The 20,833-nt window shown below is 56.1% G+C and carries 15 protein-coding genes, 1 tRNA gene and 1 pseudogene; 10 read left to right on the top strand and 7 right to left on the bottom strand.

The features are described 5' to 3' along the window. Positions 1-208: 208 nt before the first annotated feature. Entirely contained in the window at positions 209-1,420 is a 1,212-nt protein-coding gene (locus AQS70_RS16150; protein ID WP_055103767.1) for a benzoate/H(+) symporter BenE family transporter, read from the top strand. 89 nt (positions 1,421-1,509) lie between these two features. Here AQS70_RS16150 and AQS70_RS16145 read toward each other — a convergent pair. Both AQS70_RS16145 and AQS70_RS16140 read right to left on the bottom strand, forming a co-directional pair. Further along, a tRNA-Asn gene (locus AQS70_RS16145) sits at positions 1,510-1,585 on the bottom strand. Positions 1,586-1,650: 65 nt separating this feature from the next. Continuing rightward, positions 1,651-2,847: an amino acid aminotransferase gene (locus AQS70_RS16140; RefSeq protein WP_055103766.1), complete on the bottom strand. Its 1,197-nt coding sequence runs from the start codon at positions 2,845-2,847 to the stop codon at positions 1,651-1,653. Between the two features lie 334 nt (positions 2,848-3,181). Between AQS70_RS16140 and uvrB the strand changes: the two genes are divergently transcribed. From uvrB to AQS70_RS16115, 5 genes are all read left to right on the top strand, one after another. Next, positions 3,182-5,197, top strand: a complete 2,016-nt coding sequence (gene uvrB / locus AQS70_RS16135) for an excinuclease ABC subunit UvrB (RefSeq protein WP_055103765.1) — start codon at positions 3,182-3,184, stop codon at positions 5,195-5,197. A 230-nt stretch (positions 5,198-5,427) separates the two neighbouring features. Further along, positions 5,428-6,072, top strand: a complete 645-nt coding sequence (locus AQS70_RS16130; protein ID WP_055103764.1) for a sugar dehydrogenase complex small subunit — start codon at positions 5,428-5,430, stop codon at positions 6,070-6,072. Continuing rightward, a complete protein-coding gene (locus AQS70_RS16125; RefSeq protein WP_055103763.1) occupies positions 6,069-7,661 on the top strand; it encodes a GMC family oxidoreductase in 1,593 nt (530 codons plus the stop codon). Before AQS70_RS16130 ends, AQS70_RS16125 begins: the two co-directional genes overlap by 4 nt. 1 nt (position 7,662) lies before the next feature. Further along, positions 7,663-9,015 carry a cytochrome c gene (locus AQS70_RS16120; RefSeq protein ID WP_055103762.1) on the top strand — a complete coding sequence of 451 codons (1,353 nt, stop codon included), beginning with the start codon at positions 7,663-7,665 and terminating at the stop codon, positions 9,013-9,015. 111 nt (positions 9,016-9,126) lie between these two features. Further along, positions 9,127-10,275 carry an MFS transporter gene (locus AQS70_RS16115; RefSeq protein ID WP_055103761.1) on the top strand — a complete coding sequence of 383 codons (1,149 nt, stop codon included), beginning with the start codon at positions 9,127-9,129 and terminating at the stop codon, positions 10,273-10,275. Positions 10,276-10,346: 71 nt separating this feature from the next. On the opposite strand, the gene AQS70_RS16110 is transcribed toward AQS70_RS16115, so the two are convergent. The 5 genes from AQS70_RS16110 to AQS70_RS16090 all read right to left on the bottom strand — a co-directional run bounded on the left by AQS70_RS16110 (position 10,347) and on the right by AQS70_RS16090 (position 17,012). Then, positions 10,347-11,666 carry an MFS transporter gene (locus AQS70_RS16110; protein WP_055103760.1) on the bottom strand — a complete coding sequence of 440 codons (1,320 nt, stop codon included), beginning with the start codon at positions 11,664-11,666 and terminating at the stop codon, positions 10,347-10,349. Between the two features lie 247 nt (positions 11,667-11,913). Further along, the gene (locus AQS70_RS16105; RefSeq protein WP_055103759.1) at positions 11,914-13,344 is read right to left on the bottom strand and encodes an efflux transporter outer membrane subunit; all 1,431 of its coding nucleotides are present in this window, start codon (positions 13,342-13,344) and stop codon (positions 11,914-11,916) included. Beyond that, positions 13,341-14,405, bottom strand: a complete 1,065-nt coding sequence (locus AQS70_RS16100; RefSeq protein ID WP_055103758.1) for an HlyD family secretion protein — start codon at positions 14,403-14,405, stop codon at positions 13,341-13,343. The genes AQS70_RS16105 and AQS70_RS16100 overlap by 4 nt, the downstream gene beginning before the upstream one ends. After that, the gene (locus tag AQS70_RS16095; RefSeq protein ID WP_420912356.1) at positions 14,402-15,940 is read right to left on the bottom strand and encodes an MFS transporter; all 1,539 of its coding nucleotides are present in this window, start codon (positions 15,938-15,940) and stop codon (positions 14,402-14,404) included. The genes AQS70_RS16100 and AQS70_RS16095 overlap by 4 nt, the downstream gene beginning before the upstream one ends. A 163-nt stretch (positions 15,941-16,103) precedes the next feature. Then, positions 16,104-17,012: a LysR family transcriptional regulator gene (locus AQS70_RS16090; protein ID WP_055103757.1), complete on the bottom strand. Its 909-nt coding sequence runs from the start codon at positions 17,010-17,012 to the stop codon at positions 16,104-16,106. A 392-nt stretch (positions 17,013-17,404) separates the two neighbouring features. Here AQS70_RS16090 and AQS70_RS16085 point away from each other — a divergent pair, with 392 nt between their 5' ends. The 4 genes and pseudogenes from AQS70_RS16085 to ureB all read left to right on the top strand — a co-directional run. After that, the gene (locus tag AQS70_RS16085; protein ID WP_055103756.1) at positions 17,405-18,190 is read left to right on the top strand and encodes an SDR family oxidoreductase; all 786 of its coding nucleotides are present in this window, start codon (positions 17,405-17,407) and stop codon (positions 18,188-18,190) included. Between the two features lie 476 nt (positions 18,191-18,666). Continuing rightward, positions 18,667-19,767, top strand: coding sequence for an FUSC family protein (locus tag AQS70_RS16080; protein WP_055103755.1), 1,101 nt, complete (start codon positions 18,667-18,669; stop codon positions 19,765-19,767). Positions 19,768-20,255: 488 nt separating this feature from the next. Next, positions 20,256-20,558: an urease subunit gamma gene (locus tag AQS70_RS16075; protein WP_055103754.1), complete on the top strand. Its 303-nt coding sequence runs from the start codon at positions 20,256-20,258 to the stop codon at positions 20,556-20,558. A gap of 50 nt (positions 20,559-20,608) precedes the next feature. Next, a pseudogene (gene ureB / locus AQS70_RS23380) lies at positions 20,609-20,833 on the top strand (urease subunit beta); the annotation flags it as partial.

The following is a 20,833-nucleotide window of genomic DNA, read 5'->3' as shown; positions in this document are numbered from 1 at the left end:
GCCCGAAAAGCCGACCAGTCTATCCGAAGGCTCTACCCATCGCTATTGACTAAGCACGCGCACAGCGCTTGGCAGGAACCGCACTCAGCTCCAAAAGTGGTCTGGCTAAATCAGCAAAAGTGTACGGGCTAAACAGGCCATTTAAGCGCTATAAATCACTTCTAAGCCGACGCCAAGCACCTCATTTTGCAAGGAGCAACGTAAAACCATGCCATTTTTAGCCTTCAAATCAGCTGTTCGCCTTAATCACCTGCTGCATCCGATTGTCGCCGGTCTGATCTCGGTCATTGTCAACTATGGCGGCACTTTCATTCTGGTTTTCCAGGCGGCCAAAGTCGCTGGGCTGAGCCCTGAGTTGACCGCTTCATGGGTATGGGCCGTGTCGATTGGCGTGGGCGTTACCGGGCTGTTCCTCAGTTGGTTTTCTCGCGAGCCGATCATCACTGCTTGGTCGACACCCGCAGCGGCGTTCCTGGTCGTCGCCTTAGCCACCACGCCCTATGCCGAGGCGGTAGGCGCGTACATGATTTCTGCTATAGCCTTCATCCTATTGGGTGTTTCTGGCTACTTTGAAAAAGTTATCCGACTGATCCCTCCTGGTGTAGCCGCAGGGCTGCTGGCCGGTATTCTGCTGCAGTTTGGTATCAATGCTTTTGGTGGCATGAGCCTTGAACCGTTGCTAGTCGGTTTGCTGATTGTTACTTACACATTGCTCAAACGGTTCACCGCACGTTACGCAGTGGTGGGCATTCTGATAGTGGGCTTGGCCTTTCTACTGATTCAGGGACGTTTCGATGTGTCAGGGCTGAGTCTGCAATTCGCGACGCCCGTGTTCACGCAGCCTGAGTTCTCACTCAATGCGTTGCTAAGTGTCGCGTTACCGCTGTTTCTGATAACCCTGACGGGTCAGTACATGCCTGGCATGCTGGTACTGCGTAACGATGGGTTCAAGACCAGTGCCAACCCGATCGTGGCCCTCACCGGTTTGGGTTCTTTACTCATGGCGCCCTTTGGTTCGCATGCGTTCAATATTGCAGCGATCACAGCGGCCATCTGCACCGGCAAGGAGGCCCATGAACAGCCTTCCAAACGCTGGATCGCGGGGGTTGCTGCAGGCGTGTTCTATATTTTCGTAGGAATCTTCGGCGTCACCCTCGCAGCGCTATTCATGGCCCTGCCGCCCGCCTTTATCACCACACTGGCCGGGCTTGCCCTGCTGGGCACTTTGGGCGGCAGCTTGGCCAGTGCCATGGCCGATGCCAAGTCGCGCGAGGCGTCGCTGATTACCTTTCTGGCGGCTGCCGCCAACATCACGCTGCTCGGTATTGGTGGGGCGTTCTGGGGGCTACTGATCGGGTTGGTGGCGTACGCCGTACTCAACGGTCGTTTGCCACGTCGCCAGCCGATCGCGAGCAACTAGCAGGCAGGATCTGTAAAACGAAAAAACCCGCCATAAGGCGGGTTTTGTCGGAAGATTCAGAGCGTGAACGCTGCATCTGAATCAATATTTGGCTCCACGACCTGGACTCGAACCAGGGACCCAATGATTAACAGTCATTTGCTCTACCAACTGAGCTATCGCGGAATGGCGCCTATCTTACTGATATAAAAAGAGAAGTCAACACCTTGATAACGTCTCTTTTAGATTATTCAGATGACCTGAACAATCGCGTCGGTGACCGCTTCAATGTTGCGTTGATTCAAAGAAGCAACGCAGATTCGACCGGTGTCGAGCGCGTAGATGCCAAACTCGGTGCGCAACCGCGCCACTTGCTCAACGGTCAAACCGGAGTACGAGAACATGCCGCACTGACGCGCAACAAAACTGAAATCGTGCTCAGGAGCTTTTTTCGACAGCAGCTCAACCATCTGCAAGCGCATGCCGCGGATACGTTGGCGCATTTCAGCCAGTTCGGCTTCCCACTTGGCACGCAGCTCAGGGCTGTTAAGCACCGCAGCCACAATGCTTGCACCGTGAGTCGGCGGGTTGGAGTAGTTCGTACGGATCGCACGTTTAACTTGGGACAGAACGCGAGCGCTCTCTTCTTTGGACTGAGTAACAACCGACAGTGCGCCAACACGCTCGCCGTAAAGCGAGAACGATTTGGAAAACGAACTAGAAACAAAAAAGCTCAGGCCCGAGTCAGCAAACAACCGCACTGCGGCAGCGTCTTCGGCGATGCCGTCGCCAAAGCCTTGGTAGGCCATGTCCAAGAATGGGATCAAACCTTTGGCTTTTACTACGTCCAGCACGTTCTGCCAGTCGGCGGGAGTCAGGTCGACACCCGTTGGGTTGTGGCAGCACGCGTGCAACACAACGATCGAGCCAGCCGGTAAGGCGTTCAGGTCTTCGAGCATGCCAGTACGGTTAACGTCATGGCTGGCGGCGTCGTAGTAGCGATAGTTCTGCACTGGGAAACCTGCTGTTTCGAACAGCGCACGGTGGTTCTCCCAGCTTGGATCGCTGATCGCGACCACAGCTCCAGGCTGTAACTGCTTGAGGAAGTCAGCACCGATTTTCAGCGCGCCTGTGCCGCCTACCGATTGCGTGGTAATCACACGGCCAGCGGCTAACAGTGGCGATTGCTCGCCGAACAGCAGCTTCTGCACGGCTTGGTCGTACGCAGCAATGCCATCAATCGGCAAGTAGCCGCGTGAAGCGTGTTCAGCTGCCCGGATCGTTTCGGCTTCGATAACGGCACGCAAGAGTGGAATTCGTCCCTCCTCGTTGCAGTAAACACCGACCCCCAAATTGACTTTGTCGGTACGAGTATCGGTATTAAATGCTTCGTTGAGGCCCAGGATAGGATCGCGTGGTGCCATTTCGACAGCGGAGAACAGGCTCATTATTACGGCGGCTCTGAATGGAAGATGGAGGGGGTGACAACGCTCCAGCCGATTGCACTAGAGCGGTGCACAAACGGGGAGCAAGTATAAAGCTGATCGCGATTGGGGCAACAGCCGAAACCCGGTTTTAGACAAGTATTTGGGTTTATTTTCCCCCCGCTGGTCTAATTGCCGGCTTAGCCTGAATGGCCTTGGTGTGCAGCGCCTTGAAACAGTCAGTCACGATCTCCATATATAGACGTATCCTGTTTGTTCTGCGGCATGCATCGCATGCAGTCTTTCTCGCTTTGGTGGGGTCTATCCCAGCATAAGGAAGCGAATCCAGAGGTCCGTTATGTCCGATTTCCAACTCGTTACCCGCTTTCAGCCTGCGGGCGATCAGCCTGAAGCCATTCGCCAAATGATCGAAGGCATTGAGGCAGGTCTGTCGCACCAGACTCTGCTCGGGGTAACCGGTTCGGGCAAGACGTTCAGCATTGCCAACGTCATCGCCCACGTCAATCGGCCGACGCTGGTGCTGGCGCCTAACAAAACCCTGGCCGCCCAGCTGTATGGCGAGTTCAAAACGTTCTTCCCGAACAACGCGGTGGAATACTTTGTCTCGTACTACGACTACTACCAGCCCGAAGCCTATGTGCCTTCCTCCGATACGTTTATTGAGAAAGACGCCTCGATTAACGACCACATCGAACAGATGCGTTTGTCGGCTACCAAAGCGTTGCTGGAACGCAAAGACGCGATCATCGTGACCACGGTGTCGTGCATTTATGGTTTGGGCAGCCCAGAGACGTATTTAAAAATGGTGCTGCACATCGACCGCGGCGATAAGCTCGACCAGCGCGAGTTGTTGCGGCGCTTAGCCGATCTGCAATACACCCGCAACGACATGGATTTTGCCCGGGCGACCTTTCGGGTGCGCGGCGACGTCATTGATATTTACCCGGCCGAATCGGACCTTGAAGCGATTCGCATCGAACTCTTCGATGAAGAAGTCGAAAGCATCAGCGCCTTTGATCCGCTCACCGGTGAAGTCATTCGCAAGATGCCGCGTTTCACCTTCTACCCCAAGAGCCACTACGTGACGCCGCGCGAAACCTTGCTCGACGCCATAGAAGGCATCAAGGAAGAACTCAAAGAGCGCCTCGATTACCTGCGCAGCCACGACAAACTGGTCGAAGCGCAGCGCTTGGAGCAACGCACTCGCTTCGATCTAGAAATGATCATGGAGCTGGGCTATTGCAACGGCATCGAAAACTACTCGCGCTATCTCTCGGGACGTGAATCCGGTGCGCCGCCGCCAACCTTGTTTGATTACTTGCCCGCTGATGCGCTGTTGGTGATCGACGAGTCCCACGTCAGCGTGCCGCAAGTCGGCGCCATGTATAAGGGCGACCGCTCGCGCAAAGAAACCTTAGTTGAGTATGGTTTCCGCCTGCCTTCGGCGCTGGACAACCGGCCAATGCGCTTTGATGAGTGGGAGCGCATCAGCCCGCAAACGATCTTCGTCTCGGCCACTCCAGGTAACTACGAAGCGGAACACGCGGGGCGAGTGATTGAGCAAGTCGTGCGGCCGACCGGTCTGGTCGACCCGCAGATCGAGATTCGTCCGGCACTGACTCAGGTCGACGATCTGCTCTCCGAAATCAGTAAACGCGTGGCATTGGAGGAGCGAGTCTTGGTGACCACGTTGACCAAGCGCATGTCCGAAGACCTCACCGACTACTTGGCCGATCACGGGATACGCGTGCGTTATTTGCACTCGGACATCGACACCGTAGAGCGGGTCGAAATCATTCGCGATCTACGCCTTGGGGTGTTTGATGTGCTGGTAGGCATTAACTTGCTGCGTGAAGGGTTAGATATGCCCGAGGTGTCGCTGGTGGCGATTCTTGACGCTGACAAAGAAGGCTTTTTGCGCTCCGAGCGCTCGTTGATCCAGACCATTGGTCGTGCCGCACGTAACCTAAATGGCCGAGCGATCTTGTACGCCGACCGCATCACCGGGTCGATGGAGCGGGCGATTGGTGAGACTGAACGTCGTCGCGAAAAACAAATCGCGTTTAACGAGACCAACGGCATCACCCCCAAAGGCGTCTTCAAGGACGTTGCCGACATCATGGAAGGTGCGGTGGTCCCGGGTTCGCGCAGTAAGAAACGCAAAGGCATGGCCAAAGCGGCCGAAGAAAACGCCAAGTACGAAAACGAATTGCGCTCACCGAGCGAGATCAGCAAACGTATTCGCCAACTGGAAGAGAAAATGTACGCTTTGGCTCGCGATCTGGAGTTTGAAGCTGCCGCGCAAATGCGTGATGAAATCGGCAAACTTAGAGAGCGTTTGTTGCAGGTTTAAAGTTCGACACCCCCTGTGTAGGAGCGAGCGTGCTGGCGACTTTTTGATTGTTTAAAAGATCGCCAGCACGCTTGCCCTTACAGCAAACGATAATAAATCTCATTATTTAAACACTGCATAAACCTCGACTTATTAATAACTGACAATACTTGCTGTTAGTTGAACTTTGGCTATAAACATCTCTCACAGATTGAATATCGGATGTTTAACTGTTTGCCAAGGTGGGCTTTATGTCTATGGATCGTCGCTCCTTTCTTATTTCTCTCGCCTTAATACCACCTGCAGTGTACTGGTCGACTTCGGTGTTAGCCGACGGCTCAGTTTCCGACGCCTTTATGCAGGTCAGCCGCATCATCACCGGCGCGGATAATCTAACCCCCGGCGCAGCAGCAAGGATCGAAGGTTTGTTGAGCGAACGCCATCCGGGTTTCGCAGCACACCTCGCCACTCTGTACACAGCCTTGGTAGCAAGCCCTTCTCGCGAAGCGGGATTATCGGCGCTGACAGGCAATGATCTGGATACCGCCTTGATCATCGCCAAGCCATGGTACTTGGGGTATGTCGGTACACCGTCGGGGCGAATCCTTAAGGATGACGCCGAGTTCGCGACCTTTCTCGACATGCAAGCCTATGCCAAGACCGATTCAATCATCCCCGCGCAAAGCTACCCACCGGGGCCCGCCGGCTGGTGGCAAGACACGCCACGCGGGGTCGATGCGTCAGACCTGCCGGAAGGCGCCACCACTTGGGCCTACCAACCCCTGAAAACTTACACCATCGCCGCTCCCGACCCTGCTTGGCGGGCTTATGCGGCTGGCCACTTCGACTCAATCGAGGCCGCCCGCGCTTCGTTAGGAAAGGGGGCTGAACAATGAGCGACTTCGACGCTGACGTGATTGTAGTGGGTTCAGGATCATTGGGTTCAATGGTGGCGCTGCAACTGGCACGTGCCGGAAAATCAGTGATTGTGCTGGAAGCCGGCCCTGAAACCACTGACTGGAAAGTGACCGATAACTTTCGCAACTCGGCCAGGCAAAACAACTTCAATGCCCCCTTCCCGGATGTGCCCTACGCACCTAACAGCTTTAGCCCCGGCTACATCAGCCCACACCTTAAAGGGATTGATGTGTTCCCCGGCACGCTGCGTACGGTAGGCGGCACCTCACGGCACTGGACGGCGGCCACTTGGCGTTTGCTCCCTGAAGACATGACGTTGAAGTCCAGCTTCGGGCTGGCCGTAGACTGGCCCATCACCTATGACGAACTGGAGCCGTTCTATTGCGACGCCGAGTACGAAATCGGGGTCAATGGTATCGCCGACTTCGACGAGTCAGGCCAAGGCTTGGGCTACACCTACCCACCTCGCTCACGACCCTTTCCGCTACCCGCTGAAGCCAAGCCCTATGCGATACAACGCTTGCAACAACAAATTGCAACCAAAGGTTATCGCGTTGACGTGGCACCCTCATCACGCATCAGCAAGCCCTATGACGGCCGCCCGGCGTGCATTGGCAACAACATGTGCAACTGGAACTGCCCTATTGGCGCCAAGCATTCGGGTTACCACGTTGTTGAAAAAATCCGCAAGTTGGGCGTAGACCTGCGTAGCAACGCCGTGGTGCACAAGATCGAAACCGCTGCCGATGGCAAGGTAACCGCCCTGCACTACCTGACGCCGAACCGTGCTACTAAACGGCTAACCGCCAAAGTGTACGTGCTGGCTGGCCATGGCTTTGAAACCCCAAAGCTGATGCTGATGAACAACCTGGGGAAGCGCTCAGGCATGGTTGGGCGTAATTTGATGGTGCATCCCACCATCGACATGACACTGCTCTCGTCTGAGCCGTTATGGGCGGGACGCGGCCAAAACATTCATGGCGCAATCATGCAGCGGCGCAATCAGCCCGACCGAACGCGCATCCCCTCGACGCGCTACGACTTGCTGAACAACCCACCGACGGTGGGTATCGCCGAAACGGCCCTTTCGGAACGTAAGATCGGTACTGCGCTGGATGACGAAATTTACGACCGTTCTGCTCGAATATTTACCTTTGAAGCACTCACCGAAGACTTACCCGACAAGGCCAACGGGATATCCCTGAACACCAGCTTCAAAGATTCGCTGGGCTTACCGGGCTTACGTTTGGACTACCGGATTTCGGACTACACCAAAGCGAATCTGCCGCGGCTGATGGACGATTTTGCCAACTTTCTGCAAGCCACCCAAGGCACCCGCGTCAGCCCACCGACCACATTCATTTGTCAGCAACACATCATGGGCACGGTGCGAATGGGCAATCAGGCAGAGGACGCCGTGGTGGATCGCGACCTTCGTTGTTTCGATCATCAAAATCTATTCTTGGTCACAACCGGCGTCATGCCCACCGCAGGCGGGGTAAACCCTACGCTGACCGGAATGGCGCTGGCCATCCGCGCCGGCCAACACATCGCCAAGGAGGTGTGACATGCGTAAAGCACTGATCTTCGTCACTCTCGCCCTGAGCACACAGTGGGCTTGCGCCCAGCAAAGTGACACCGCGACCCTCGAGCGCGGAAAATACATCGCCACGGCCGCCGACTGCGCGGGCTGTCATGGGCCGGACTTGTCTGGTGGCGCACCGATTGCCAGCCCCTTAGGCGCTATTTATGCCTCTAACATCACCCCAGACACGCGCACCGGGATTGGTGGCTGGAGCGAGGCACAATTGCGTGATGCCCTGCGCAAGGGCCGGGCGCCGGGCAAAGGCTGGTTGTACCCGGCAATGCCTTACACCTCGTACACCGGCATCACTGATGCCGATGTATCAGCGCTTTACGCCTATTTACAGAGCGTGCCTGCGGTCAGCCATGAAGTCCCTGCGACCGACTTGGGATTCCCCTTTGTACGACCGGCAATGATTGCTTGGAACATGTTGTACCTGAAAGAAGGCCAGGCAGCGGGCGCGCAACCGGTACAGGGCCCTTCGCAAGAGCGCGGGCGCTATCTGGTTGAGGCCTTAGGGCATTGCAGCGCCTGTCATACGCCCCGTGGAGCATTAATGGCCGAATTGCCGGACCAGCATCTGGGCGGTGCATTTGTCGGTGGCTGGCATGCTCCTAACCTTACGAGTGATCCGACCGGTCTGGGTGGCTGGAGCGATCAAGCGCTTAAAACGTTTTTGCAAAAAGGCCATAACTCAATGGCAGTCGCGGGCGGTGACATGGGCTTGGCAGTGAGCCGCAGCCTGAGCCATCTCGGTGATACCGAAATTGCCGACATCATTGCCTATTTGCGTGTCGTGCCTGCGCTCGCCTCACCCGCCGTACCCGCAGCGGCGCAACCCCCTGCTCACGTGAACCCGGACACGATTGAAGGGCCGATCACCGGCTGGCGAAACCTGGCCAACAACGGCACGCTTGATGGCGCCGTGTTGTACCAATCGGCTTGCGCCAGTTGTCATGGCGTAGACGGCACAGGCACCGCGGGACCCGATTTGGGTCGGTTGCGCGATGTACGCTCAGCCCACGCCAATAACTTGGTGCAAGTCATCGCCGGGGGCATCGACCTGCACATTGATGGCAAACACATCCTGATGCCTGGTTTCAGCGACCAAATGAACAACGAGCAGATCGCAGCGCTGGCCCGATATGTGCGCTCGACATTCGGTCATGTGCCAAGTGCAGACCCGGATGAGCAACAGGTCGACAGCATCCTGTCGGATAAAACTCCGGTCAGTTGGTTGATCAACTATGCACCCGCACTCGCGTGGACTGGGATTGCCGTACTGGTTCTGTTGGTGGGCTGGGCAATCCGGCGAATCAGCACCAAGCGCAGGTAAAAGCCTAACGCGGGGGTAAGAAGACACTGATCGTCTTCTATCCTCGCGAGCTCTACTGCAACTGTGTAAGGATACTGCCCTGTTTTTTATTGCTTGCCCTCTAGGAAGTCCATGACCGCCATTCCTGAAACGCCTCCGCCCCCGGGGCGTCTTGAACAAACATCGACCCGTATTGCCTTTTTTATTGCCGGATTTGGCATCGCCGCCTGGGCACCATTGGTGCCCTACGCCAAGGCTCGTGCTGGGCTGGATGACGCAACGCTTGGGCTGTTGCTGTTATCGCTGGGTATCGGCTCTATTCTGGCGATGCCGATTGCCGGGGTGCTGGCGACACGCTTTGGCTGCCGCCGGGTATTTACCACCGGGACCCTGTTGATCTGCCTGAGTTTGCCGCTATTGGCCACCGTCAGTTCCATCCCCTTACTCATCGCCACGCTGTTTGTATTTGGTGCGGGGTTGGGCACCGTCGACTCCACCGTCAATCTGCAAGCAGTGATTGTGGAGCGCGCCAGCGGGCGCAACATGATGTCTGGGTTTCACGGTTTGTTCAGTGTCGGCGGGATCGTCGGCGCAGCCGGGGTCAGCGCCTTGCTGGCAATCGGGCTGACGCCTCTGTGGGCCATGTTAGTGGTGATCGTGCTGATCCTGGCGGCGCTGTTTAAGGCGGCGCCAAATCTACTGCCCTACGGCAGCGAAAGCAGTGGCCCGGCGTTTGCCATTCCCCACGGCGTGGTGCTGTTTATTGGCGTGCTGTGCTTTATCGTGTTTCTGGCTGAAGGCGCAATGCTCGACTGGAGCGCAGTGTTCTTGACCTCTGATAAACACATCAACGAAGTCTATGCCGGGCTCGGTTATGCCGCATTTGCCCTGACCATGACCATCGGCCGTTTGCTGGGAGACACCTTGGTCAGCCGCTTAGGGCCTCGTCGGATCATCGTCTTGGGCGGGTTGTTGGCAGCCACAGGGTTGGCGTTGGCGACCGTGGCGCCGGATTGGCAAGTATCACTGTTGGGCTACGCGCTCGTCGGCGCCGGATGCTCGAATATCGTGCCGGTGCTGTACACCGCCGTGGGCAAGCAAACCGTGATGCCGGAGAGTATCGCCGTGCCAGCGATTACCACGCTGGGCTATGCCGGGATTTTAGTAGGCCCGGCGGCGATTGGTTTTATTGCTCATGCCAGCAGTTTGAACATTGCCTTTGGCATGATCGCGGTGTTGCTGGTAGGTGTGGCCATCAGCGGACGGATTCTGCGGGTCTAACGTTTTGGCCTGTAGCAGAAGGTGGAGATAAAGGCCGCCTTCTGCAACAGGCCCAGAGCATGCTGCGCTAACTACACGTCGACCAAAGCCCGCAGGCGCCGCTCAACCTGATGCCCCCGCGCAAAGCCAAACCAGCGGGCAGTCAACACACCCACCAGCCCCATCACCCCACAAAACAGCACACCCACCCACGGGCTCCAAGGCATCAGGGCAATCAACAACAACGGCGTGAAACTGGCCCACAGCGCGTAGGCAATGTTGTAGGTGAAGGAGATGCCCGAAACGCGAATCTTGGCCGGGAACAAACCGATCATCACCGACGGCACCACGCCGACAATCCCACAGCACAAACCGGCAAACCCATAGGCCAGCCCCGGTAAGCCCCACTGCCCGACTAGGCTTGCGTAAAGTACGCCAATCCCCAGCGGCAATAGCAGGCTGTACAGCACAATGCTGCGCCAGACGCCAATCCGATCAACCACCAAGCCCGCAAGCACACAGCCAATGTTCAGGCACACAATGCCCAAGCTGCTCAGGGCGAACGTATGGCTGGCGGTCATGCCAAAACGCTGTTGCATCACGGTTGGGGTAATCACGACAAACACCACGACGGCGCTGGTCAGTACGCAAGTTAGCAACGCGGCGGGCAGCAGTGACGGGCGAAAATCTCGTAACACGGTACGCAGCGGCAGCTCCACCCTACCCTCGCGGCGTTCGCGCAAGGCCAAAAACACTGGCGTTTCGCTTAACCAACGGCGCAACCACACACCGATCACGCCAAAAACACCCCCCAGTAAGAACGGAAAACGCCAAGCGTAATCAAGGATTTCAGCCGGAGTGAAGAGTTGCGCCAACAGTGTCGCGGTCAAAGCGCCAATCAAGTAGCCGAAGGTCAGACCCGCCTGCAAAAAGCCCAAAGCGTAGCCTCGACGCCCTGCTGGCGCGTGTTCGGCAACAAATGCCCAAGCACTGGGCACCTCGCCACCGACGGCCGCACCTTGAAAAATCCGCAGCGCCAGCAGAATCAGTGGTGCGAAATAACCAATCTGCGCATACGTCGGCATGATCCCGATCAGCAGACAGGGCAAGGCCATCATCAGAATGCTCAGACTGAACACCCGCTTGCGGCCCAGATGATCAGCAAAATGCGCCATCAAAATACCGCCCAATGGACGCGCCAGATAGCCGGTCACGAAAATCCCGAAGCTTTGTAGCAAACGAAGCCATTCAGGCATATCCGGAGGGAAAAACAGCTGACTGAGGATCAGGGCGAAAAATACGAAAATGATGAAGTCGTAGATTTCCAGCGCCCCGCCCAAGGCCGCCAGCCCTAGGGTTCTATAGTCGGAGCGCGAAAAGCGCGTCGTTACAGCGTGAGTATCGGCAGACATAAATACGCTCAAAGTGAACAGGGCACGCCTATGCTGGCGCTTGTTTCAAGGCGCCGAGCATAACAAATCTCCCGCCTAGAGCGACGCGGCCTGTCAGTAAGAAGCAGTGATGGTTGGCATGGATTAAAACAATCCGCTGCGCATGCCCTTCGTATAGACCCTATCGCGAGACAAGCTCACGGCCTCAGATTCGGGATGCGCCTCAAATCGTCAACGCAAGCTTGCCTCGCGATAGGGTCTAGATCACTCACCCCTGCCAGCCTCCTCCTAGCGCGCCATACAGGTTGACCAGCGTCAACGAGACTTGAGCCGTGCTATCGACCAAGGCGGCCTGGTTGGCCAAGAGGGCGTTTTGCACAGTCAGAACGTTGAGAAAGTCCACAGTGCCCTGCGCGTACTGTTGATGGACACTGTCTAAAGCGCGCTGATTGTGGGCGACAGCCTGTTGCAAGCTGTCGCGACGACGCTGACTGGCTTGATACGCCACCAGCGCATCATCCACTTCATGCCAGGCGCGCAGTACTGTCTTCTGATAGCCAATGCCGGCTTCTTGCTGGCGCCCTTCCTGCAATTGCAGCGCACCTTTCAAGCGTCCGCCCTCGAACACAGGCACGCTCATCCCCGGCCCAAAAGCAAAGCTGCGCGAGCCCCAGCTCCCCAAGTCTGATAACTGCAACGCCTGAAACCCCAGATTGCCGGATAACGTAATGCGCGGATAAAAATCCGCCTTGGCCATACCAATCGCCGCCGTCGCCGCATGCAGCTGGGCTTGCGCACGACGAATATCCGGGCGTCTTTGGGCCAGCTCACTGGGCAGACCGATTGGCACGTCCCCGGTGTAGGCCGGTACAGCGGCGACGGGGCTTAGTTGCTGCTGTAACGCTCTAGGTTCGCGGGCCAACAACAGGCTCAACGCGTTAATCAGTTGCGCACTGTGCTGTTGCAGCGGTGCCAAGCGCGCTTCAATTTCTGCCACTTGAGCCGCCGCTTCCGACACTTGAAGGTCGGTAGCAACGCCTTCATTGAGCTGGAGCTGGGTCAGTTCCAGAGTCCGCTGGGCTATGTGCAGGTTTTGCTCAACCACCGCCAACCCTTGCTGCGTACTGCGCAGTTGGATGTAATCCTGAGCGGTCTGCACGATCACCAACAGTTGCAGCGCATGGCGATCCTCTTGGGCCATCTGCACAGAGGCATCCGCGACTTCAACCGATCGTTTCACGCGCCCCCACAGGTCAGCTTCCCAACTGATATCAAGCCCACCTTTCCAGATGTTGAACGCCTGTTTGCCCTCATTGCCCGACGCGTCCATCAAACCGCGCTGGCTGTTACGGCTGCGGCTGTAACCCGCCGTACCGTCTGCCGCAGGTAAGGTGGCTGCGGCAATTTGACGGCGCATGGCGCGGCTTTGCTCAAGACGACTGGCCGCCATTTGCAGATCAAAATTATGCGTCTGGGCTTCGCGCACCAACGTCGATAACTGTGGGTCCGCAAAGCTGTCCCACCACCGCACATCCACCGGCGACTCAGCAGTTGCACTGTGCTCTGACTGGCTTGGGGTTGGCGCCCAATGATTGGGCAAAGGGGTCTTGGGGGCAGTGAAGTCCGGGCCCATGACGCAACCGCCAAGCGTCACCAAACTCAAACACGCTGTGGCGTAGGTGATCGTCTTAAGGCTCATCGTGCGCTGACCTGCTGCCCTGAAGTGCTTGCGGTGTCGACAGAGGCATCCACAGACATACCCAAGCGCAGTTGTTGTGTCAGCGGCTGTTGAGGGTCCAGAGTGATTTTGACCGGGATACGCTGAACCACTTTGGTGAAGTTGCCCGTTGCGTTATCCGGTGCTATGGCGGCAAACGTCACCCCTGTGGCCGGAGCAATACTGTCGACGGTGCCGTGTAATAGCTCGCCGGGGAAGGTATCGACCGATACCGTGACCCGCTGACCTGGGCTCATGTGGGTCATCTGATGTTCAAGAAAGTTGGCCACCACGTAAGCCTTGGCCACGGGCACTACCGCCAGCAACGTATCGCCCGGTTTGACGTAAGCCCCTTTGCGCACGCTACGACGCCCGACGACCCCGTCAAACGGAGCCACCAATTGGGTGTAAGACAACTCCAGCTCAGCACGCGCCTGCAATGCTTGGGCATAATGCACCGAAGCCTCAGCCGCCGTGTGTTGGGCGGCCAATACTTGGGTTTGTTGACGGGCAGCCTCCAGTGCGGCCTTGTGCTGCGCCAATTGCGCACGCGCTGTTTGCGAGCGGTTTTTTGCCTGCTGCGAATTTTGCAACGTACCAGCACCTTGCCCAGCCAAGTGCTGATAGCGCAACAACTCATGCTCGGCAAACTCCACCTGTGCCAAGTCAGCATCGACCGTGGCCTTGGCCTGTTCAATCAGCGAGCGCTGACGTTGGAGCATCGCTTGCGCATTCAACTGCTGGGCTTGCGCTGTGGCGACGCTGGCGTGTGCGGCTTGCAGGCTGGCTTGATAGTCCTGTGCATCAATGCGCGCCAGTAACTGTCCGGCCTTGACCGGCTGGTTATCCTCTACCAGTACCTCATCAATAAACCCGGCAACTTTCGGCGCGATGAGGGTGAAATCCGCACTCACATACGCATCATTGGTGCTTTGTTGCGCACTGCTGGCAAACACTATTCGCCACAGCCCATACAACACGGCCAGTGCCAGCATGCCCGCGCCCACCCTCACCAATGGCTTACGCCCACTTAAAGTACTCATTTCACTGCTCCCACCGCTGTGCCCGGCGGATAAATCCGCGTCGGGCCAAAAGGAATAATTACAATCAAAAGAACCGCTACGCCTGCCATGCACAGGTACAAATCTGAGGAGCTCAACACCATCGCCTGCTGGTGTACGCGGCGTGCCAGATCAACCCCAGACGACACCAGCGGCGAGTTACCCACGCGGTCCACCAGCATCATCGAATGAAAATGCTCGCGATTGACCGTCAGCACTTGCAACACGCTGCCCGCGGCCACTGCCGAAAAACCTTTAACTGTGTTGAACCACGCCGAAGCAAAAGGCCCATCAACCGGGTTTAGGCTGCCGGTGGACAGCATCAGCAGCGGGATCACGGCCATTGGTTGAGCAATGATTTGAATCGCCTGTAAAGCGTAAAAGTTCTCGCGATTCCACACCGAAGTCACCTCTGAGCCGAGCACACAGGCCAAGGCCAGCAGCCCTAAACCTGTGGCCAGTACCCAACGGCAATCGACCCAGCGCAGGTTGCACAAGGCGACCACCAGCGGCAGCGCAATCAACTGTGGCACAGCGACCATCAGCATCACCGGCGCGGTTTCAAGTGGCCGGTAGCCCTGAATTTGCGCCAAGTAGCTCGACGGGATCTTAATCACGGCCAACAACACAAACAGCACCCCGGCCAACGTCAGCAAGGCGTGGGACAAGTTGCGGATTTTCAGTAATTGCAACTTGAAGAACGGTAACGGGTGCGACCATTCATTGATGAAGAACAGCACCAACAAGGCCAGCCCACCCACGATAAAGATCCGAATCATTTGCGACTCAAACCAGTTCAGGCGTTGGCCTAACTCAAGCCCCAGCACCAGCATGATCAAACCGGGCATACCGAGCAGCAGCCCACGCCAGTCAAACTGTTTAAAACGCTCTAGACGCAACGGGTCTTGCGGCAGCCCCCAGGCCACACAAGCCATAGCCAACAGGCTTAACGGAATGACTTGCCAGAACGCCCACTGCCAACCCGCGTATTCCACCCACCAAGCCGACAATGGCGTACCAAAGCTGGGGCCAAAAGTGGCGGTCAGCGCGTAACTGCCCAACCCATATAAGCGAATATTGGGGGGCAAAAAACGTAGCGCGACCGACATCAGCATGGGCGGCAACGCGCCACCGGCAAACCCCTGTAAGGTGCGTAGCAACATCAAGACAGAAACGTTTGGGGCCAATGGGCAGAGGACGCCCAACAGCAAAAATGCGCCAATCGCACACAAGGTGAACCGCCGCAGGGAAAATGTTGCCGCACACCACGGCGCAAACGCCATGGCACTGATCGAGGTTGCGGAGTACACCGCCAGCAACCAAGTACTTTCGTCGTAACCAATGCCCATAGCGCCGCGAATATCAGGCATCGCCACTTTGGTCACGTTTTCGTTAAAACCTGACACCAATACCGCCAGCAGCACGCCAACTAGACCCGTAATGATCCGCAGGCCAAATGCTGAACTGACCGCTGGAGCCGCAGCAGGCGCCGTAACGCCGACCGAACCCGCGGCCAACGCGGTCACAGCCAAGCTCCCGGCACCCAATCACGCACACGCCTAAAACGCCAACCCATGGCCAACTCCGTCTTCACACTAGATGAAGAAAGTTTAACCAAGCAGCAATGATACAAAAATTGACAAATAACTAACTGTGGAGTGCGTCAAACGCAATCCATGGTTATACGCAGGCGTTATCGCAAAAATTCTTGAGGGTGCGGCGCAGCCAACGATGGGCGTGATCGTTGTCTAAGCGAGGATGCCACGCTTGGAAAATGTTGACCGGTTGCAGCGTGATGGGCAGTTCAAAGGCGCGCAGTTTCAAACCCATCGGCTCAAGCGTCTTGAGCAATAACTGGGGCATGAGCGGCAAAATGAGGTTAGAGGACGACAGGGCAAAGATCGCTGAGTAAAAGGTTGGCGTGGTGAACGACACACGACGCTCAAGTCCCCTCTCGGCCAGCACTGAATCAATCGGCCCTCGGGGCAAACCCCGACGCGAAACGCTAATGTGATCAAACTCGGTAAAGCGTTGCACGGTGATTGGCTGATCAAAGATGGGGTGATCTTCTCGAGCTAAGCCTACAAAAGGGCAAGTAAACAGTTGTTGCACCTTAATTTCAGAAGAAAACTTATTGGCGGCGCAGATGGTCAGGTCAATTCGACCTTCATTTAGTGCCTGATCATCGGTGAACCCTTCGGGTACGACCCGCAACGTAGCCTTGGGCATCTCAAGCGCCATGCGTTGACGTAAAGCTTCGCCATAGACCCCAAAAAACACATCGTTCGAACGAATACTGAAGGTGCGTTCCAGCGCGCGCAAATCGCTGTCCTGGCTTTGGGTGAACACGCCGTGCGCCAATTCCACAACCCCTCGGACCTGCTCGCGAAGCTCCAATGCCCGGGGAGTAGGCACTAATCCTCGCCCAGAACGCACCAAAATAGGGTCGTTCAACACTTCACGGATGCGGGTCAGGGTTCGGCTCATGGCAGGAGCGCTCAGGTTCATACGTCGGGCCGCGCCCACTACAGAGCCCTCTTCGAGCAAGACATTCAGGGCAACCAGCAGATTCAAGTCAGGTATTTGCATGGGCGCAAGGTTAGCGTTTAACCCGCACAGAGGCTACAACCTGCTCGTATAACGCCCTGCCCTAAAGTGGCAAGTGATGCACCATTGTTACGCACGAGGTAAAACTGAATCCCATTTACTTAGCTAGCTAACTAAGCGGGAGACAGGTAAATTGCATGCCGTCAGGTAGATGCCTGACGCTCTCTTTGGTTGAGAATCTTAGCCACTACCAGATCCCCATGATGGTAGTGGCTTTTTTTATTCCCGCGCTCCAAGCCCCTCGCCTCCCCCTTCTTCCTACATTAACGTCATAGACAGCCACAGGCTTGGTTCCTGCAAGAACCGACTTGCTCCAGACACCAGCAATGGGCCTATGATGCCCACCCGTTAAACGCATCGTTAGGATTCCAGGCATGCATCTCAATCTGCGTGAAAAACTCGTGGTCATCACTGGCGGCAGCAAAGGCATCGGCCTAGCCTGCGCGCGCGCATTCGGGCTAGAGCAGGCCCGAGTGGTAATTGTGTCCCGTAGCCAGGTAAACATCGAAAATGCGCTTAAGACCTTGGAGCAGGACGGCATTAAGGCCAGTGGCTATGCCGCCCATTTGTCGGAGTATGAAAATGCTGTGCAAGTGGTCGCCGACATCGAAGCCCAGAACGGGCCGATCGACATTCTGATAAACAGCGCCGGAGCTGCTAAACGTTATGCCCCCCAAGACCTTGACGGCCAAGCGCTGCGCGCGGGCATGGAGGACAAATACTTTCCGGTGGTTAATAGCCAGCAAGCGGTGCTGGCCGGGATGCGCCAACGTGGTCAGGGGGTGATCGTCAATATCATCGGCTCTGGCGGCAAGGTGCCCACCAGTACTCACTTGTCTGGAGGCGCCGCTAACGCCGCCTTGATGCTGGCAACCGTGGGCGCCGCCGAACACTATGCCGCGCAGGGCATTCGGATCAACGCCATCAACCCCGGCTATACCTTGACCGGCCGCGTTGAGCAATCCGTGGCGGTAGAAGCCAAGCGCTTGAATATATCCCCGGAAGAAGCGCTGGCCCGCGGAGTCGCCAGCGTGCCGCTAGGACGTTACGGCAAACCAGAAGAAGTGGCCGATGCTGCCCTATTTCTTGCCAGCGACCGGGCAAGCTACATCGTGGGGGTGGTTTTGCCAGTCAATGGCGGGCGAAATCCGAGTATTTGAACCCCTCACGCACACAGGGTTAGGCGCTGCCGTAGGCTGCGATCTTATGCTTTAAAGATCAAAAAATCGCAGCCTGCGCCAGCTCCTACAAAAACAGAGATGCGCCCAAACATCGTGCGCATGGTGTCACGACTACCAGCCGTTTTTACATAGAGTGTCTTGCCAGACAAATATCCCCCGTAGGAGCTGCCGAAGGCTGCGATCTTTTGATGTTGCAGTAGAAGATCAAAAGATCGCAGGCTTCGCCAGCTCCTACGAAAACAGAGATGCACCCAAACACCATGCTCGATGGTGTTACGACTGCCAGCTTTGTGCCTCGTCAGCGACTACAGACTTACCCCGTTATCTGCGTGACAGCTCGACGTCTGGACGACAGGGAATCTCCTACCAAAAGAACAGTGCCCGCCAAGACATGGCCAATCGTAACAGCGTGAACTACGCTGGCTGCCCAATCCCTCACAGCGATTGGGCTTTCTATGCAGTTGGGTAAAAAGATATCAAACCTAGAGCAGCTGACGTGTCGGTACTATCGCTGGATTCACGCGGTGCGCATCAGTTTGGCGTTTCTGGTCACCTTTGCCGTGATTCGTTATTTCAAACTGGACGGCGGCGTTTGGATCCTGATTACTCTGTTGATCGTGATGGGACCGCAACCGTATTGGGGTAACGTCTTTTCAAGGGCTCTGCAAAGAACCGGCGGAACAGTGATAGGCGCCGTGTCCGGGCTGATAGCCCTGTACCTCGAAACCTATGCCTTATCAGCCATGCTGCTGTGGTGTGCACTGCTCATGTTTGTCGCCGGCTACCTCACTCTTGGCAAACATCCCTACATGGCCCTGCTCATTGCTTCGACCTTGGCAATTGTCAGTTGCTCGCCGCCCAATGATATGGATTCCGCCATCCAACGCAGCCTCTATGTCATGGCAGGCTCGGTACTGGCGATGCTGTACACCAGCCTCTATCCGCAGCGTGCCTTCACCGACATGCGGATAAAATTCAGTGAGAGCCTAGCCAACCTGAACCGCTTGTACTTGGCTTACTTCTCGCTGAAGACCTTGGAGCGGCCCAACCTTGATGATCAGTTAAAGGATGAACTGGACAAGATCATAAAACTGCGGGCTTATACCCTTCCCGCCAGCCATGAAAGCCACTTGAAGCCTGCTGTTTTGCATGCATTACAAATGCTCCACCGTGATATTTTTTCGACCCTGTCACTGATGATCGACGCTTACTGGTCCTCAGCGCAGAGCCATAAGCTAATCGAAAGTGAACCCGCCTTACGTGATGTTCGACGCTTGATCCCACAGGCGTTGGAATCGCTGCAAAACAAGCTGTGCATGGGCATCGGCAACAATGAAATCAGCGACCAGTTACGCCAGACCACTCGCGACCTCAAAGACTTGGCTTTGCATTGCGCTGACGGCAACAACATCCAAACCTCTTTCTACGCCTACGTCTGGTTGAGTCTGGAGATGCTTCGCCAGTTGACCGAGCTCAATGATCAACTGCATGCCGCGCTTTACCATAAGCATCCGTCTCTGTTTAAGCGCAAACCTAAGGCCTCTCATGCTCAATAACTTCGGCTCTTGCCATCGTACTTTTCAGATACGTCCTACGTACGCAGATGCAAATTTCGTACGAGAGAAATAGATTTTTTACAGAGAGAAGTTTTTCTGGCAAAGATCACTCGTACGTAACGCCTAATACGATTCGTTTTAAAGCGATATCTTATTGTTTTTAAAGAAGTTATTTAAATGCAAAATAAAAAAGAAGCTACTTTCACCGGAAACACAATTTCACAAAAAGCGCCATTCATACTCGCCACTCAAAAAATATGGTCTAGGCTCAGATCGCCCCCACCTAAATGGACTTGAGCGGTTGAGCCGATGAAGCAGACCACCCCACGCATTGGGACTCGATTTGCGCCTGACATGAAGCCGATTGTGTTCTCGGGGAAATCACCTTGCCTGTTGTTTGCCCCATTCAACCTGCCGTCAGGCGCCTATTTGAGCCTTGGCTCGCGCTCTGAACATTCACATTTATCGCACTGTTAACAGGAGGGCTTATGCAGCTCACCCCCCGAGAGATCGACAAACTGATGATTTACACCCTGTCGGACGTGGCTCTGCGACGCAAAGCGCGTGGCTTGAAGTTGAACTACCCAGAGGCCGTGTCAATCATCACCGTGACCGCGCTGGAAGGCGCCCGCGATGGCAAGTCGGTTGAAGACGTCATGACAGAAGCCAGCAAGGTACTGACCAAAGACGATGTCATGGATGGCGTTAGCGAACTGATTCCGAACGTTCAAGTTGAAGCGATTTTTACCGATGGCAGCCGTCTGGTCACAGTTCACGACCCGATCAAGTGACGGCTGGCTTAGCCGGTTAACGCAAACAGACCCGTTTTGAGGAATTCGTCATGAGCACCAAAAAAACCGCCGCCCCTGCTGCCGCGCCAGCCAGCCCGCACCAAGACACCCATCCGCAACATCACATCCCTCACGCCAAAGATCCAGGTGGCGTACAAAAAGGCCAAGAAGACAATGTGCCGCTAGGCGGCGTCGTCTACGCCAGTACCCCAATCACCTTCAACGAAGACCGCCCGGTGACCAAGGTCAAAGTGCGCAATACCGGACCGACCGAT

Source organism: Pseudomonas endophytica, assembly GCF_001411475.1.
Classification (GTDB): Bacteria; Pseudomonadota; Gammaproteobacteria; order Pseudomonadales; family Pseudomonadaceae; genus Aquipseudomonas; species Aquipseudomonas endophytica.
The sequence above is the reverse complement of the archived record's forward strand: the minus strand, read 5'-3'. Positions and strand labels throughout refer to the sequence as shown.